Genomic DNA, 17,638 nt, shown 5'->3' with positions numbered 1-17,638 from the left:
CGGCCCCCCCCCTCGTCGCCGGGGGGCGCCCTTCCCTGTCGTACGACCGGACGTCAGCTGCTGGAGCCGCGGCCGAGCTCCCACAGCTGGAGGCTGGCGGAGGAGTTCAGGGCGTAGGCGACGCCCGTGATGTCGTCGCGGGCGGCGACGTACTGCTTGCCCTGCCACAGCGGGAGCAGCGGGACGTCGGCGGCGACGTCGTCCTGGATCTCGGTGAGGCTGCTGGTGGCGCTCGCGCGGTCGGCCTCGCGGCGGGACGCCGGGATCAGCGTGTTGATGATCCGGTTGTTGACGTAGGGCGACTTCAGGAAGTTGTCCTTGTCGAGGAAGGGCGCGAGGAAGTTGTCGGCGTCCGGGAAGTCGGGGAACCAGCCCATGCCGTAGACGTCGTAGTCGCCCTTGCGCTCGTTGGTCTGGTAGCTCGACCAGGCGGTGCCCTCGATGCTGACGTCGAACAGGCCGCTGCCGTTGAGCTGCTGCTTGAGGACCTCGAACTCCTGCTTGGTGGCCGGACCGTAGTGGTCGGTCGTGTAGTGCAGCGTGAGCTTCACCGGGGTGGTGATGTTCGCAGCGGTCAGCAGGCTCTTGGCCTTGGAGACGCTGGGGTCGCCGTACTTGTTGAAGAAGGAGTTGGAGTGGCCGGTGATGGAGGCCGGGACCAGCGAGTACAGCGGCTCGGCCTGGGAGCCGTACACCTTGGCGACGAGGTCGTCGCGGTTGATGAGCTGGGCCATGGCCTGGCGGACGGCCTTGGACTTGACCGAGGGCGCGTCGGTGTTGAAGCCGAGGTAGCGGATCTCCAGACCGGACATCTCGACGAGGTCGACGTTCTTGTCGGTGCCGGCGTCGAGCTTCTTGATCTGGGCCGGCGACATGGTGCGGGTCATCACGTCGATGTCGCCCTTGTCGATCGCCTCGCCCATGGCGTCGGCGTCCTTGTACGAGCGCATGACGACCTGCTCGTTGTTCACCTTCAAGCTGCCCTTGTAGTTCGGGTTCTTGGTGAAGGTGGCGGAGACGATCGCGTCGTCCTTGACATCGGCCTTGAAGGTGTAGGGGCCTGAGCCGTCGATGGAGAAGCCGTCGCGGAGCTTGTCCTTCTCGTAGTCCTTCGGGTTCAGGATGCCCGCGACCGGAGTGGACAGCTTGTACGGGAAGGTGGCGTCGGCCGTCTTGAGGTGGAAGATCACCTCGCGGTCGCCCTGGGTCTCGATGGTGTCGATGTTCGTGAGCAGGCCGTAGACGCCACTGTCCGACTTGATGCGCAGGGCCCGCTCGATGGACCACTTGACGTCGTCGGCGGTGACGGCGTTGCCGTCGGAGAACTTCAGGCCGTCACGCAGCTTGCAGGCATAGCGCTCGCTGCCGCTGTCGGTGAAGGAACAGCTCTCGGCCGCGTCGGGGACCGGGTCACCCTCGCCCTTGGGCTGGGACATGAGGGTCTGCACGGTCTGGCGCAGGATGTTCCAGCCGCCGACGTCGTAGGAGTACGCGGGGTCGACCGGCGCCGGAGCGTCCTTCGTGGCGGTGAACTGGTCAGTGGTGCCTACGACGATCGCGTCGCTGCTGCTGCTCCCGCTGCCGGATCCACCGCACGCGGCGAGCACCGGAGCGAGCAGGCCGACCACGGCCGGCAGCACCAAAGTCTTGCGGTTCATGCTCGAAGTTCTCCAGAGCTGTTCGTGTCCGTGTATACCGCATGCGTGGGGTGTCGAAGCGGGCCACGGGGGTTACGGCGATGTTCTCGCGACGAGATTAGTCGGCGCCCGCAGGAGGGTTGGCAGCGGCGTGAGTTGAGGTCCCATCACGCAGGGGAACCGGTTGTGGACACACCGAAAACCCTTCGGCGGCAGGATTAGTGCAGCGTCTCCCCAATCGGGACACAAGGTCACCCCGTTTCCCCCCGAACGGGGGCGGGCTGCACAATCGGGCAACGTTGTCGAGCGTCTGGCACGTGGGGAACCTCACACGCGCATTTCTGTGATGGGGTATCGGAATTCAGCCGGTTGAACAGTTGCGAATTCTGTTGAATGACCGGTGCCGGGATTTCGCCCAATGGTCTTTGCACGCTGGGTGAACGCCCGGCGCATTTCCGTCATCAGCCGGCCCTCAGACCGCCATCAGTCCCCGCAGAAAAGCCAGGTCGACCTCTTCCAGGGAGGTCACCACGGTCCGCCGATCGGCGGGGGCGATCGGCGCGACCGACGGGACGGCGACCACCTGGCAGCCGGCCGCCTCGGCCGCGGCGACACCGGTCGCGGTGTCCTCGACGACCGCACATCTGGCCGGATCCACCCCCAGTCCGGCGGCGGCGAGCAGATACGGGTCCGGGTAGGGCTTGGTGCGCGAGACCTCGTCGCCGGCGACCGACAGGCTGAAGTGCTGGGGGCCCAGCGAGATCAGGACCCGGTCGATGATGCGCCGGTGCGAGGCGGAGACCAGGGCGGTGGGGATCTGCTGCTCGTACAGCTCGGCCAGCAGCCGCTGTGCGCCCGGCATCAGCGGCAGGGCGGAGCCGATGCGCTCCTCGAAACCGTCGTTGAGCAGCACGCTGAGCTCGGCGAGCGTGATGGCGGCGCCGGTGGCCTCGATGAGGAACCCGGCGCTGCGGGTCATGGGGCCGCCGACCACGACATGGCGCCAGGAGTCGTCGAGGGTGTGGCCGAGGCGGGCGAAGATCTCGACCTCGACGTCCCACCAGAAGCCCTCGGTGTCCACCAGGGTGCCGTCCATGTCGAGGAGCACCGCCTGGAGGGCGGAGCCTTCCGCCGTACGGGTTCCGAGCGCGGGGACCGTACTGGTCATCCACGTACCTCCTTGAGGGACGACCAGGCCGGTTCCCGCGCGGGGAACCGGCCTGCTGTGGACCGACCAGTGTACGACTTATCCGATCAGTGTGCTCTGTGGGACACGTCTCGGTGCCGGCGCGGCGCTCAGCGTGCGTTGAAGTACTTCGCCTCCGGGTGGTGGATCACGATCGCGTCCGTGGACTGCTCGGGGTGCAGCTGGAACTCCTCGGACAGGTGGACGCCGATGCGCTCGGGCCGGAGCAGTTCGGCGATCTTGGCGCGGTCCTCCAGGTTCGGGCAGGCGCCGTAGCCGAGGGAGAAGCGGGCTCCCCGGTACTTCAGGGCGAACATGTCCTCGATGTCGCCGGGGTCCTCGCCGGCGAAGCCCAGTTCGGAGCGCACGCGCGCGTGCCAGTACTCGGCGAGGGCCTCGGCCAGCTGGACGGACAGGCCGTGCAGTTCGAGGTAGTCGCGGTAGGAGTTGGACTCGAAGAGCCTGGCGGTCTGCTCGCCGATGCGGGAGCCGACGGTGACGACCTGGAGGCCGACCACGTCCGTCTCCCCCGACTCCTCCGGGCGGAAGAAGTCGGCGAGGCACAGCCGGCGGCCCCGGCGCTGGCGGGGGAAGGTGAACCGGGTGCGCTCGTTGCCCTGTTCGTCCAGGATGATCAGGTCGTCGTCCTTGGAGACGCACGGGAAGTAGCCGTAGACCACGGCCGCTTCCAGCAGGTTCTCCGTCTGGAGCTGGTCGAGGAGGCCGCGCAGCCGGGGACGGCCCTCGGTCTCGACGAGCTCCTCGTAGGAGGGTCCCTCGCCGGTGCGGGCCTGCTTGAGGCCCCACTGCCCCTTGAAGAGGGCACCCTCGTCGAGCCAGCTCGCGTACTCCTTGAGCTGGATGCCCTTGATGACACGGGTGTCCCAGAACGGCGGGGCGGGCACCGGGTTGTCGACGGCGACGTCGGAGCGGACGTGGCCCTCCTCGGGCCGCTCCTCGACCTCGGCGGTGGCGGCCGGCCGCACCCGGCGCTGCTTCAGCTCGGGCAGCACGGCGCCGGGCAGCCCGCGCTTGACTCCGATGAGCGCGTCCATCAGGCGCAGACCCTCGAAGGCGTCCCGGGCGTAGCGGACCTCGCCCTCGTAGAGCTCGTGCAGGTCCTGCTCGACGTAGGCGCGGGTGAGGGCCGCGCCGCCCAGGATGACCGGGTAGGTGGCCGCCAGGCCGCGCTGGTTGAGCTCCTCCAGGTTCTCCTTCATGATCACCGTGGACTTGACCAGCAGGCCGGACATGCCGATGACGTCGGCCCGGTGCTCGTCGGCGGCCTCCAGGATCGCGGAGACGGGCTGCTTGATGCCGAGGTTGACGACGTTGTAGCCGTTGTTGGACAGGATGATGTCGACGAGGTTCTTGCCGATGTCGTGGACGTCGCCGCGCACGGTGGCGAGCACGATGGTGCCCTTGCCCTCGGCGTCGGACTTCTCCATGTGCGGTTCGAGGTGGGCGACGGCGGCCTTCATCACCTCGGCGGACTGCAGGACGAACGGCAGCTGCATCTGGCCCGAGCCGAACAGCTCGCCGACGACCTTCATGCCGTCCAGCAGGGTCTCGTTGACGATGTCGAGGGCCGGGCGCTCGGTCAGCGCGAGATCGAGGTCGGCCTCCAGGCCGTTCTTCTCGCCGTCGATGATGCGGCGCTTGAGGCGCTCCTCCAGCGGCAGGGCGGCCAGTTCCTCGGCCTTGCCGGCCTTCAGGGACTTGGCGGTGGCGCCCTCGAAGAGCTGCATCAGCTTCTGCAGCGGGTCGTAGGCTGGTTTGTCGCCCTGCTGGGCGGAGCGGCGGTCGTGGATGAGGTCGAGGGCGGTCTGCACCTCCTCCTCGCTGAAGCGGGCGATCGGCAGGATCTTGCTCGCGTGCACGATCGCCGAGTCCAGGCCCGCCTTGGTGCACTCGTCGAGGAAGACGGAGTTCAGCAGGATGCGGGCGGCCGGGTTGAGGCCGAAGGAGATGTTGGACAGGCCGAGGGTGGTCTGGACGTCCGGGTGGCGGCGCTTGAGCTCGCGGATCGCCTCGATGGTGGCGATGCCGTCCTTGCGGGACTCCTCCTGACCGGTACAGATCGTGAAGGTCAGGGTGTCGATGAGGATGTCCGACTCGTGGATGCCCCAGTTCCCGGTCAGGTCGTCGATGAGCCGTTCGGCGATCTCGACCTTCTTCTCGGGGGTGCGGGCCTGGCCCTCCTCGTCGATGGTCAGCGCGATCAGCGCGGCGCCGTGCTCGCGGGCGAGCTCGGTGACCTTCGCGAAGCGGGACTCGGGGCCGTCGCCGTCCTCGTAGTTGACGGAGTTGATGACCGCGCGGCCGCCGAGCTTCTCCAGACCGGCCCGGATGACGTCCACCTCGGTGGAGTCGAGGACGATCGGCAGGGTGGAGGCGGTGGCGAAGCGGCCGGCCAGCTCCTCCATGTCGGCGACGCCGTCCCGGCCCACGTAGTCCACGCAGAGGTCCAGCATGTGGGCGCCCTCGCGGATCTGCTCGCGGGCCATCTCCACACAGTCGTCCCAGCGGGCCGCCAGCATGGCCTCGCGGAACTTCTTCGAACCGTTGGCGTTGGTGCGCTCGCCGATGGCCAGGTACGAGGTGTCCTGCCGGAACGGCACGGTCTGGTAGAGGGAGGCGGCGCCGGGCTCGGGGCGCGGGCTGCGCTCGGGCGGGGTCACCCCGTGCACCCGCTCGACGACCTGGCGCAGGTGTTCGGGGGTGGTGCCGCAGCAGCCGCCGATGAGGGAGAGGCCGTAGTCGCGGACGAAGGTCTCGTGCGCGTCGGCCAGCTCCGCGGGGGTGAGCGGGTAGCTCGCGCCGTCCTTGCCCAGGACGGGCAGGCCCGCGTTCGGCATGCAGGACAGCGCGATCCGGGAGTGCCGGGAGAGGTAGCGCAGGTGCTCGCTCATCTCGGCGGGGCCGGTGGCGCAGTTCATGCCGATCATGTCGATACCGAGCGGCTCCAGCGCGGTGAGCGCGGCACCGATCTCCGAGCCCAGCAGCATGGTGCCGGTGGTCTCCACGGTGACGGAGACGATGACCGGGACGTCCAGCCCCGCGACCTCGCGGGCGCGGTGGGCGCCGATCACGGCCGCCTTGGTCTGCAGGAGGTCCTGGGTGGTCTCCACGATCAGCGCGTCCGCGCCGCCCGCGATCAGGCCCTCGGCGTTCTGCTGGAAGGCGTCGCGGATCGTGGTGTACCCGACGTGGCCGAGGGTGGGCAGCTTGGTGCCGGGGCCGATGGAGCCCAGGACCCAGCGCTGGCGGCCGTCGCGGGCGAGATAGCCGTCGGCGGTCTCCCGGGCGATGCGGGCGCCGGCCTCGGACAGCTCGAAGACCCGCTCGGGGATGTCGTACTCGGCCATCGCCGCGTAGTTGGCCCCGAAGGTGTTGGTCTCGACGCAGTCCACACCGGCGTCGAAGTACGCCTCGTGGACGGAGCGGACGATATCGGGGCGGGTGACGTTGAGGATCTCGTTGCAGCCCTCGAGATTCTCGAAGTCCTCCAGGGTGGGATCCTGCGCCTGGAGCATGGTGCCCATGGCTCCGTCGGCGACCACCACACGCGTGGCGAGCGCCTCCCGGAGCGCGGACACACGGGTCCGGCTGTCGGCGGAGGGGGACGGCGGCAACGAGGCCATGAAGGGCTCCCTTGGATGCGACGGCTGTCGGCTATGCGGTTTCCCCGGGCGGACCCGGACACGGACGCACGGCGCCAGCGTAACCGGGAGTGGGCTTGGATGGGCAGGGCGTCCATGTGGCGGACGAGTGACCCGTCGGGCGGGCAGTATGACGCCGGCCATGGCGTTTTGGCCGCTCACCGGTCATGGTGCGGGGCGGACGTGTGTGGCCGGATGCCCAAGGGCGGGCCACACCTGAAGTAACGGATGTCGACCGACCATTGGCGGGGAGTCGGCATGGACCGGTAGTGTTCGGCATTGCCGAACGACGGTTACGGCGATGTGACGGTGAGGGTCACAGGGGACGGAGGCAGAACGGCGATGGCACGGAACATCCAGTCGCTCGAACGGGCGGCCGCGATGCTGCGGCTGCTCGCGGGCGGCGAGCGACGGCTCGGCCTGTCGGACATCGCCTCGTCACTGGGCCTCGCCAAGGGCACCGCCCACGGCATACTCCGCACCCTCCAGCAGGAGGGGTTCGTCGAGCAGGACGACGTCTCGGGGCGCTACCAGCTGGGCGCCGAGCTGCTCCGGCTCGGCACCACCTACCTCGACATCCACGAGCTGCGGGCGCGGGCGCTGGTATGGACGGACGACCTGGCCCGCTCCAGCGGGGAGAGCGTCTACCTGGGCGTGCTCCACCAGCAGGGCGTGCTGATCGTGCACCACGTCTTCCGGCCCGACGACAGCCGGCAGGTGCTGGAGATCGGCGCCATGCAGCCGCTGCACTCCACGGCGCTCGGCAAGGTGCTGTCGGCCTACGACCCGGTGGCGCACAGCGAGGCCCTGGAGGCCGACCGCAAACCCTTCACCGACCGCACCACCTGCGACCTGGACGCCTTCGAGCACATCCTCGACCTCACGCGGGCGCGCGGGTACGCGGCGGACGTGGAGGAGACCTGGGAGGGCGTGGCCTCGGTCGCGGCCCCGATCCACGACCGCCGCCGGATGCCGGTGGGCGCGGTGGGCATCACGGGTGCGGTGGAGCGGCTCTGCAAGGACGGGGAGTTGCGGCCCGACCTGATCGCGGCGGTGCGGGACTGTGCCCGTGCGGTGTCGCGGGACCTGGGCGCGGGCCGGTTCTGACGGCGCACCCCTGATCGACGACGAGGCCGGTTCGCGTGTCGGCGGACCGGCCTCAGTCGTACCCCGAGATGGACACAACAGGGCAAAACCGCAGATCAGCGGAGTTACCGCAGGACACCCGGCGGACAACCCGACCCATCGATAACCCGCAGCAATCAATAACGATCGCACTTTCGATAACAGAACTCTTGACGCACGTGTAACGCCGGAGCAAGACTCCCGTCCATCGGTCGGCATTGTCGAACACCTACCGGCAATACGCGCTAGAGTGTGACAACGCCACAGGCCGGCATCGCTCTCACCCCCGAGGGCGCCGCCACCCCGAAGGGACTCGGGGTTCGGCTTCCCTGGACGAAGGACAAAGGAGTCGCGGGTGTCCAGCTCCGACATCTTCATCGGCGAGACCATCGGTACCGCCATACTCATCCTGCTCGGCGGTGGCGTCTGCGCCGCCGTGACCCTCAAGGCCTCCAAGGCCCGCAACGCCGGCTGGCTCGCCATCGCCTTCGGTTGGGGCTTCGCCGTCCTGACGGCCGTCTACATCTCCGGACCGCTGTCCGGTGCCCACCTCAACCCGGCCGTCACCGTCGCTCTCGCCATCAAGAACAGCGACTGGAGCAACGTCCCGGTCTACTTCGCCGGACAGCTGCTCGGCGCGATGATCGGCGCGGCCCTGGTGTGGGTCGCCTACTACGGCCAGTTCCAGGCGCACCTCACCGACAAGGAGATCGTCGGCGGTCCGGGCGCCCAGGCCACCAAGGTCAAGGCCGTCGAGGCGCAGGAGACGGGCGCCGGCCCGGTGCTCGGCATCTTCTCCACCGGCCCGGAGATCCGGAACGCGGTGCAGAACCTCGCCACGGAGATCATCGGTACCGTCGTGCTGATCCTCGCGGTCCTCACCCAGGGCCTCAACGACAAGGGCAACGGCCTCGGCGTGCTGGGCGGCCTGATCACCGCGCTGGTGGTCGTCTCGATCGGTCTCTCGCTCGGCGGCCCGACGGGCTACGCCATCAACCCGGCCCGTGACCTCGGCCCGCGTATCGTGCACGCGCTCCTCCCCCTGCCCAACAAGGGTGGTTCCGACTGGAGCTACGCCTGGATCCCGGTGGTCGGCCCGCTGATCGGCGCAGCCATAGCCGCGGGTATCTACAACGTCGCCTTCGCTTAAAGCAGCAGGCTTCGCCGAAGCAACAGACGTACCGCCACACACCACGGATCCTTGAGGAGCACACAGTGACCGACGCTCACACCGCAGGCCCCTTCATCGCCGCGATCGACCAGGGCACGACCTCCAGCCGCTGCATCGTCTTCGACAAGGACGGCCGTATCGTCTCGGTCGACCAGAAGGAGCACGAGCAGATCTTCCCGAAGCCGGGCTGGGTCGAGCACAACGCCAACGAGATCTGGACCAACGTCCAGGAAGTCGTCGCCGGGGCCATCCAGAAGGCCGGCATCACCCGCGACGACATCAAGGCCATCGGCATCACCAACCAGCGCGAGACCACCGTGCTGTGGGACAAGAACACCGGTGAGCCCGTCCACAACGCCATCGTCTGGCAGGACACCCGCACCGACGCCCTCTGCAAGGAACTCGGCCGCAACGTCGGCCAGGACCGCTTCCGCCGCGAGACCGGCCTCCCGCTGGCCTCCTACTTCGCCGGCCCCAAGGCCCGCTGGCTGCTCGACAACGTCGACGGCCTCAAGGAGCGCGCCGAGGCGGGCGACATCCTCTTCGGCACCATGGACACCTGGGTCATCTGGAACCTGACCGGCGGTGTCAACGGCGGCAAGCACGTCACCGACGTCACCAACGCCTCCCGCACCCTGCTCATGAACCTGCACACCATGCAGTGGGACGACAAGATCGCCGAGTCGATCGGCGTGCCGCTGCAGATCCTGCCCGAGATCCGCTCCTCCGCGGAGGTCTACGGCGAGGTCACCGGCGGCAAGCTGGGCGACCTGCTCGGCGGCATCCCGGTGGCGTCCGCGCTCGGCGACCAGCAGGCGGCCCTGTTCGGCCAGTGCTGCTTCTCCGAGGGCGAGGTCAAGTCCACCTACGGCACCGGCACCTTCATGGTGATGAACACCGGTGACAAGATCATCAACTCCTACGCGGGCCTGCTGACCACGGTCGGCTACAAGATCGGCGAGCAGCCGACCGTGTACGCGCTGGAGGGCTCGATCGCCGTCACCGGCTCGCTGGTGCAGTGGATGCGCGACCAGATGGGCCTGATCTCCACCGCGGCCGAGATCGAGACGCTCGCGCTCTCGGTCGAGGACAACGGCGGCGCCTACTTCGTGCCGGCCTTCTCCGGCCTGTTCGCCCCGCACTGGCGCTCCGACGCCCGCGGTGTCATCGCCGGCCTGACCCGGTACGTCACCAAGGCGCACCTGGCCCGCGCCGTCCTGGAGGCCACCGCCTGGCAGACCCGCGAGATCGCGGACGCCATGGTGAAGGACTCCGGCGACGAGCTGGTGGCCCTCAAGGTCGACGGTGGCATGACCGCCAACAACCTGCTGATGCAGACCCTCGCCGACGTCCTCGACGCACCCGTGGTGCGCCCGATGGTCGCCGAGACCACCTGCCTCGGCGCCGCCTACGCCGCCGGCCTCGCCGTCGGCTTCTGGGACGGCACCGACGAGCTGCGCGCCAACTGGCGCCGGGCCGCCGAATGGACCCCCCGCATGGACGCGGAGACCCGCGACCGTGAGTACAAGAACTGGCTCAAGGCCGTCGACCGGACCATGGGCTGGATCGACGACGAGAGCTGACGAGAGCGCACGCACGCTCTCACGATCGAGCTCTGACGAGGAGTAAGAACCCCACATGACCAGTCAGTCCACCCTGCAGTCCGTACCTGCCCTGGGGACGCACCCGGCCTCCGGCTCGCTTCCGAGCCGCGCCGAGACCAGGGAGCAGCTCTCCAAGGCGTCGTACGACCTTCTCGTGATCGGCGGCGGCATCCTGGGCATCTCCACCGCCTGGCACGCCGCGCAGTCCGGGCTCAGGGTGGCACTGGTCGACGCCGGCGACTTCGCCGGCGCCACCTCCTCCGCCTCCTCCAAGCTCCTCCACGGCGGTCTGCGCTACCTGCAGACCGGCGCGGTGAAGCTGGTGGCGGAGAACCACTTCGAGCGCCGTGCGGTCTCCCGCCAGGTGGCCCCCCACCTGGCGAACCCGCTCACGTTCTACCTCCCCGTGTACAAGGGCGGTCCGCACGGCGCCGCGAAGCTCGGGGCGGGCGTCTTCGCCTACTCCGCGCTCTCCGCGTTCGGTGACGGCGTCGGCCACTTGCTGTCCCCCGCGCGGGCCCAGCGGGACGTGCCGGAGCTGCGCACCGAGAACCTCAAGGCCGTCGCGGTCTACGGCGACGACCAGATGAACGACGCGCGCATGGCGCTGATGACGGTCCGCGCGGCCGTCGAGGCGGGCGCGGTCGTCCTCAACCACGCCCAGGTCACCGGGTTGCGCTTCACCCGGGGCCGGGTGACCGGCGCCGACCTGAAGGACGCGGTCTCCGGCGAGGAGTTCGGCGTCAACGCCCGTCTCGTGCTCAACGCGACCGGCCCCTGGGTCGACCACCTGCGCAGGATGGAGGACCCGAACGCGGCCCCCTCCATCCGCCTCTCCAAGGGCGCCCACCTGGTCCTGAAGCGGACCGCGCCGTGGAGGGCCGCGCTGGCCACCCCCATCGACAAGTACCGGATCACCTTCGCCCTCCCCTGGGAGGACATGCTGCTGCTCGGCACCACCGACGAGGAGTACGAGGGCGACCCGGCGGACGTCTCCGTCACCGAGAAGGACATAGCCCAGATCCTGGACGAGGCCGCGTTCTCCGTCCGGGACCAGCAGCTCCGGCGCGACCTGATCACGTACTCCTTCGCCGGCCTGCGGGTGCTGCCGGGCGGCCCCGGCAGCACCGCCAAGGCCAAGCGGGAGACCGTGGTCACCGAGGGCCGGGGCGGCATGCTGTCCGTCGCGGGCGGCAAGTGGACCACCTTCCGGCACATCGGCCGCACCGTGATGGAGAAGCTGGAGGCGCTGCCGGGCCACCCGCTCGGTGACGACTTCGAGCCGATCGCCTCGCTGCCGAAGAAGCTGCCGCTGCCCGGCGTCGCCAACCCGCGTGCCGTCGCCCACCGCCTGCTGGTGGACAGCCCGGCCCCCGGCCCGCGGATGGCCGCCGACACGGCCAAGCACCTGGCCACCCACTACGGTTCGCTGGCCTTCGACATCGCCCGCCTCGCCAACGAGGACCCGCAGCTCGCCGAGCGCGTCCACCCGGACGCCCCGGAGATCTGGGCGCAGGTCGTCTGGGCCCGTGACCACGAGTGGGCCGAGACCACGGACGACGTGCTGCGCCGCCGTACCACCCTGACGATCCGGGGCCTCGCCACGGACGACGTCCGGGCCAAGGTCCAGGACCTGCTCGACAAGAAGTGACACACAAGAGGTCACACGAGGAACAGGCGGTTGCCGGGTCCTGCCCTGACCGGCCCGGCAACCGCTGAAGACCCGGCCCCGCCGTACCGGGGGCGGGCAACAGAGGGGCGGCTCCCATCCCCTGGGGAGCCGCCCCTCCGGCATGCCCGCCGGAAGGCCGTATGCCGTCGCCTCGTGCCTCCGGTAACTGCCCGCGAGGCACATCGCACCACCACCCGCCCCCCGAACACTTCCGCACGCTCCCTCACACGTGTTTCGAACAGCGGGTTTGCCGACAGCCCCGCGACTAGAACGGGTCGTCACGGCACGACGGCTCGGCCTCGGCCCACCTGGAGCGGACCGCACGGCCGCTGCGCACGGCCGACGGGACGCCCGGCACCGTGTGGACGCCGGTGCTGCGGGAACTCGCCCGCCACCCCGACTCCGCTCCGGCCCGGGCGCTCACCTCGCCCCTGATGGTGACGCTCGCCCGCGCGGTGTACGGCGACACCTCCCGGGACCCGTCGGAACTGCTCGACCGGGAGCGTTTCGCCTCGGCCGGCGCGGTCGAGGAGCACCTGCTCGGGGCGTTCGTCCCAGCCGCCTACGCGGACACCGACCCGCGCGCGGCCGCGGACGCGGTACGGCGGCTCACCCTGCTGGCGCGGGCGCTGCACCGGCAGGACACCGGGCGGCTGGCGTGGTGGGAGCTGGAGACGCTGCTGCCGCGGGCGCTGCGGGTGTTCGGGCCGGGGCTGCTGTCGATGGCCGTGCTGTCGGCGCTGCTGCTGCCCGTCACGGTCACCCGGGCCGTGCACCGACTGGCGGGCGTGGAGGACGTCCTGTCGCTCGTGGCCGCGCTGGCGGGGCAGACCCTGGGCTTCGCCTTCGGGGTGGCGCGGCTGCTGCCGGACGGCGCGGAACGGCCGGACGGCGGGTCCGCAGGCGAAGCGGACCGGCGGTTCCTGCTCCGGCAAGGACTGACCGTCGTCGGGGTGAGCGGGGCCCTGTGGGCGGCCGTCGCGTACACCGACGACCTGCGGTTCGGCTTCCGCTTCGGCTCGGTGACCGACGGCTGGCTGCCCGACCTGCTCGGCGGAGCCCTGTTCTCGCTGCTGTTCACCCTGTTCTTCGGGACCGCCGGACTGTCCCGGCGGCCGGTGCCGCTCGGGCTGCCGTGGAGCGGCGCCGGGGAGCGCGCGACGGCCCGGCTGTGCGGGGCGGTCCTGCTGCTCGGCGGAGCGGGCACGGCGGGGACGGTGCTGCTGGGCAGGACCGGCGATCCATGGACGGTGCTGGTGGGCGTCACGGCCGCCGGTGCGGGGACCGCCCTGCTGGTGAGCGCCGGCCGTCGCGCCGGACGGGAGGGCGCGCTGCCGGCCCGGCCCGGCCGGGTGGTACGGCGGTTCGCGGCGGGCATGGTCCGGGGCACCGCCCTCACGCTGCTGACCGGCGTCACCGCCTGCACGCTCGCGGGGCTCGCCGCCACGGGCGTGACCCTCCTCAAGTCCGGTGCCGCGCCCGATCTCGCCGGACGGCACCTCGACGGCTGGCGGTTCACGGAACACGACGGGGTCAGGTCGGCGGCCACCACGCGGCCGGTGCGGGGCACGCTGCTGCTGCCCGGTGCCGGGGCCCGGCCGATCGCCTACCCGTGGGGCGCGGAACCGCCCGACTGCACGATCCCGCTGGTGCCGGAGCGCCGGTGCGTCGCCTTCCAGGCGCGGGAGACGGAGTTCGAGTCCCGGGGCGGAGCGGTGACCGTGCGCCTCGCCACGGCCGCCGCACGGCCCGCGACGCGGGAGCCCGCCCGGCCGTCGGCCCGCGGGCCGGTGACGGTGACGGTCGCGTACGCGGCCGACCTGCGGTCGGTGCTGCCGTCGCAGACCCGTGCCTGGCTGGCCCAGGGCCCGGCGACGGCGTTCGTGGCCCGGTGCCTGCCGCCGTTCGTGGCCGCGGGGGCGCTGGTCGGGCTGGTGGGCGGATGCGTGTGCGGGGTCTACCGCGCGCTGAGCGTGCCGTCCGACACCCTGCGCGCGACCGGCCCGGGATCCTCCCTGCGCACGGACCGCACGGCGTCCTTCACCCGCGGCGGTGTCGTCGCCCTGCTCGTCGCCTGCGTCTGTGTGCCGGTGGTGCTGCTGCCCGGCGACTGGGGCGGACTGGTGCACGTCGGCACCCAGCTGTGGCTGCCGCTGGGCACCACGGCGGTGGCTCTGAGCGCCTGGGGCCGGTTCGCCGTCGCCCGGGTCTGGCTCGGGGTGACCGGCAGGCTGCCGTGGCGGCTGATGGCGTTCCTCGACGACGCCCACCGGCGGGGCGTCCTGCGCCGGTCCGGGGCGTACTTCGAGTTCCGGCACCTGCGGCTGCAGTCGCACATGGCGCACGACGACACCCCCGCCACCGGTGCGTCCGACGCCCTCGCCACCGGTGCGTCCGACGCCCCGCCCCGCCCTCGCGAGGCACCCGGCGCACCGGTCGGGGAGCGGGGCGACAGGCACTCCCGGTAGTCGGCGGGCCAGACAGCCGGCACAGCCTGACCAGGCCGCATAATGGGGCTGAGACATCGGATGTCTGAGCGACAGGGAGGCCGGTATGGCAGTCACCGACGAGGCGATCGAGAAGATCAAGGACATGATCGTCTCCGGTGCGCTGCGCCCCGGTGACCGGCTGCCCAAGGAGAGCGAGCTCGCCGCCGAACTGGGCCTGTCCCGCAACTCGTTGCGGGAGGCGGTGCGGGCCCTGTCGCTGATCCGGATCCTGGACGTCCGGCAGGGCGACGGCACGTATGTCACCAGCCTGGACCCGCAGTTGCTGCTCGAGGCGATGAGCTTCGTCGTCGACTTCCACCGCGACGACACGGTCCTGGAGTTCCTCGCGGTGCGCCGGATCCTGGAGCCGGCCGCGACCGCGATGGCCGCCTCCCGGATCAGCGAGCAGCAACTGGACGCGCTGGCCGCCCAGTTGGACGCACTCGGCACCGCGCCCTCGGTGGAGGAACTGGTCGCCTGCGACCTGGAGTTCCACCGGGGCATCGTGCAGAGCTCGGGGAACTCGGTGCTCTGCTCGCTTCTTGACGGCCTGTCGGGGCCGACCACCAGGGCCCGGATCTGGCGCGGCCTGACCCAGGAGGACGCGGTCGCCCGGACCCTGCGGGAGCACCGGGCGATCCTGGCCGCCCTGCGCGACCGGGACGCGGAGGCGGCCCGCTCCTGGGCGACCGTGCACATCGCGAGCGTGGAGCAGTGGCTGCGCAGCAGCCTGTGAAGCGCTTGCCCGCTGCCTGGAACCCGGTGTGTTCGAAGGCGGCGAACGGGGCAGTGATCCGTTCACTCCCCCGTGCAAGGGGGCTGCGGGCGCCCCCGCCTCACGCCGTAAGGTTGGGGCGTACGCGAGGGCACGTCGGAAGGAGGCACTGGGTGATCGAGCTGGAGGGGGTTCCCGAGCTGATCGACCCAGTCATGGTGGCCGCGTTCGAGGGCTGGAACGATGCCGGCGACGCCGCCTCCACCGCGGTCGCGCATCTGGAGCGGGAGTGGAAGGGCGAGGTGTTCGCGGCCCTTGACGCCGAGGACTACTACGACTTCCAGGTCAACCGCCCCACGGTGTGGATGGACGCGGGTGTGCGCAAGATCACCTGGCCGACGACACGGCTGTCGGTGGTCCGGGTCGGCGGCGACAAGCCGCGCGACCTGGTGCTGGTCAGAGGCATCGAGCCGTCCATGCGCTGGCGCTCGTTCTGCAACGAGCTGCTCGGGTTCGCCCACGAGCTGGGTGTCGAGCTGGTGGTCGTCCTGGGCGCGCTGCTCGGTGACACCCCGCACACGCGTCCGGTGCCGGTCAGCGGGGTGACGTCCGACCCGGACCTGGCCCAGCGGATGGACCTGGAGGAGACCAAGTACGAGGGCCCGACGGGCATCGTCGGCGTCCTCCAGGAGGCGTGCACGCATGCGGGCGTCCCGGCGGTCTCGCTCTGGGCGGCCGTCCCGCACTACGTCTCCCAGCCGCCCAACCCCAAGGCCACGCTGGCGCTGCTCAACCGCCTGGAGGACCTGCTCGACCTGCGGATCCCGCTGGGCGAGCTGCCCGAGGACGCCCGCGCCTGGCAGGTCGGGGTGGACCAGCTGGCCGCGGAGGACAGCGAGGTCGCCGAGTACGTGCAGACGCTGGAGGAGGCCCGGGACACCGCCGAGCTGCCGGAGGCGTCGGGTGAGGCGATCGCCCGTGAGTTCGAGCGCTATCTGCGGCGCCGGGACGTGAGCCCGCCCGGCGGTCACGCCACGGCCGACGGCAGCGACAGCGCGTCGTACCTGCGGGACAACCCCGGCGGCCGGACCCGGCCGCCCCGGCCGCCGAAGCCCGACACGCCCGGGACCACGGAGAATTCCGGGGACACCGGCGACTCCGGAGACCCGGGCCCGGACGGCGAGGACACCTCCGAGGACTGAACAGGGGCGGTACGCACGCTGCGTACCGCCCCCTTCTGGTGGGGTTCCCGGCGTCAGGCGCCGACCGCGGTGACGGAGTACGTCGTCTCGGACGTCGGCGTGGTCGTGAAGCGCGCGTTGGGCAGGTAGAGCCGGCCGCCGTACGCGGCGACGGTGGTCGGGACGTCGAAGGCGGGGTCGGTGATCCGGCGCTGGAAGACACCGCTGCGGCCGTCCGCGGCCAGCCGGAAGACGTCGACGGCGTTCTGCCGGTTCTGTACGGCGTACAGCGTGCGGCCGCGGAGCAGCAGGCCGTCGCCGTTGGTGAGCGGGGCCGCGTCGCCGAGGTCGACGGCCTCGGTGAGCCCGGTGGCCGGGTCGACGCGGTGCAGCAGGCCGACACCGGCCTGCACGACGAGGAGTGCGGAGCCGTCGGGGGTGCGGGCGATGCCGTTGGCGTTGATGGCGCCGTCGGCCGACTGGACCCAGTCGCCGGTCAACGGCAGCCGTACGACGTCCTCGGCGGCCGGGAGTTCGCCGCCCCGGCCGAGCGGGAGACCGTAGAGCACCGGCTGGTACGACTCGGTGAACCAGGCGGCGCGCGGGGTCAGCACGACGTCGTTGGCGAAGCTCGGGGTGGCGGTGGCGAGGCTGTAGGAGGCGAGGGTCTCGCCGCTGCGGGCGTCGACCACACGGGCGCCGAAGCTGCGCGCGGCCACGAACAGGCGTCCGCGGGGGTCGAGTTTGAGGCCGACGGCGGGGGTACCGGGGCCGGTCGAGATCACCTTGCCGGTGCCGGTGCGCAGATCGGCGCGGTAGAGGGAGCCGTCGGCGAGGGAGCCGAGGTAGGCGTAGGGGCCGGCGCCGATGGTGATGCCCTCGGGCTGCCAGCCGGCCGGGAGGGCGAGGGAGGTCGGCCAGTCGGCGGCTTGCGCGCGGGTGCCGACGGTGAGGGCGCCGAGGGTCGCCGCGCCGGCGGTGAGCAGCCGGCGTCGGTTTAAGGGGTGGGCCACGGGGTGCCTTCCGCGTGGGGGGACCGGCAGTTGGCCGGTCCGTTCGGTCAACTGACCGTGACAGCCCACCACATGGGTCACACGGAGCACACTCGCGTTGCGGGATCGACAGGGTTTCGACAGTTGGGGGGTGCGCGTCGAGAGTTGTCTGCGGGTGAGTTGTGGTTGCTCGCGCCCACGCGG

The 17,638-nt window shown here is 70.9% G+C and carries 11 protein-coding genes; 7 read left to right on the top strand and 4 right to left on the bottom strand.

Features of this window, described 5'->3' with window-relative positions:
* Positions 1-53: 53 nt before the first annotated feature.
* From ABZ887_RS25665 to metH, 3 genes are all read right to left on the bottom strand, one after another.
* Positions 54-1,658 carry an ABC transporter substrate-binding protein gene (locus ABZ887_RS25665; protein ID WP_361293291.1) on the bottom strand — a complete coding sequence of 535 codons (1,605 nt, stop codon included), beginning with the start codon at positions 1,656-1,658 and terminating at the stop codon, positions 54-56.
* A 451-nt stretch (positions 1,659-2,109) separates the two neighbouring features.
* Entirely contained in the window at positions 2,110-2,805 is a 696-nt protein-coding gene (locus tag ABZ887_RS25660; RefSeq protein WP_361293289.1) for an HAD family phosphatase, read from the bottom strand.
* A gap of 128 nt (positions 2,806-2,933) precedes the next feature.
* Positions 2,934-6,467 (bottom strand): methionine synthase, encoded by a 3,534-nt coding sequence (metH, locus tag ABZ887_RS25655; RefSeq protein ID WP_361293287.1) that lies wholly within the window; start codon positions 6,465-6,467, stop codon positions 2,934-2,936.
* A gap of 360 nt (positions 6,468-6,827) precedes the next feature.
* Here metH and ABZ887_RS25650 point away from each other — a divergent pair, with 360 nt between their 5' ends.
* From ABZ887_RS25650 to ABZ887_RS25620, 7 genes are all read left to right on the top strand, one after another.
* The gene (locus tag ABZ887_RS25650; protein ID WP_361293286.1) at positions 6,828-7,592 is read left to right on the top strand and encodes an IclR family transcriptional regulator; all 765 of its coding nucleotides are present in this window, start codon (positions 6,828-6,830) and stop codon (positions 7,590-7,592) included.
* Between the two features lie 373 nt (positions 7,593-7,965).
* Positions 7,966-8,760 carry an MIP/aquaporin family protein gene (locus tag ABZ887_RS25645; protein WP_361293284.1) on the top strand — a complete coding sequence of 265 codons (795 nt, stop codon included), beginning with the start codon at positions 7,966-7,968 and terminating at the stop codon, positions 8,758-8,760.
* 65 nt (positions 8,761-8,825) lie between these two features.
* Positions 8,826-10,364, top strand: coding sequence for a glycerol kinase GlpK (gene glpK, locus ABZ887_RS25640; protein ID WP_361293282.1), 1,539 nt, complete (start codon positions 8,826-8,828; stop codon positions 10,362-10,364).
* Between the two features lie 55 nt (positions 10,365-10,419).
* Entirely contained in the window at positions 10,420-12,036 is a 1,617-nt protein-coding gene (locus ABZ887_RS25635; RefSeq protein ID WP_361293280.1) for a glycerol-3-phosphate dehydrogenase/oxidase, read from the top strand.
* Between the two features lie 380 nt (positions 12,037-12,416).
* A complete protein-coding gene (locus ABZ887_RS25630) occupies positions 12,417-14,525 on the top strand; it encodes a hypothetical protein (protein WP_361293278.1) in 2,109 nt (702 codons plus the stop codon).
* Between the two features lie 85 nt (positions 14,526-14,610).
* Positions 14,611-15,282 (top strand): FadR/GntR family transcriptional regulator, encoded by a 672-nt coding sequence (locus ABZ887_RS25625; protein ID WP_089103061.1) that lies wholly within the window; start codon positions 14,611-14,613, stop codon positions 15,280-15,282.
* A 152-nt stretch (positions 15,283-15,434) separates the two neighbouring features.
* Complete coding sequence (locus tag ABZ887_RS25620) at positions 15,435-16,463, top strand: PAC2 family protein (protein WP_361293276.1); 1,029 nt, start codon at positions 15,435-15,437, stop codon at positions 16,461-16,463.
* Between the two features lie 53 nt (positions 16,464-16,516).
* On the opposite strand, the gene ABZ887_RS25615 is transcribed toward ABZ887_RS25620, so the two are convergent.
* Entirely contained in the window at positions 16,517-17,455 is a 939-nt protein-coding gene (locus tag ABZ887_RS25615) for a superoxide dismutase (RefSeq protein ID WP_361293274.1), read from the bottom strand.
* Positions 17,456-17,638: the final 183 nt, after the last annotated feature.

Origin of the sequence: Streptomyces sp. NPDC047061 (assembly GCF_040643955.1) — a bacterium.
Lineage (GTDB): Bacteria > Actinomycetota > Actinomycetes > Streptomycetales > Streptomycetaceae > Streptomyces.
The sequence above is the reverse complement of the archived record's forward strand: the minus strand, read 5'-3'. Positions and strand labels throughout refer to the sequence as shown.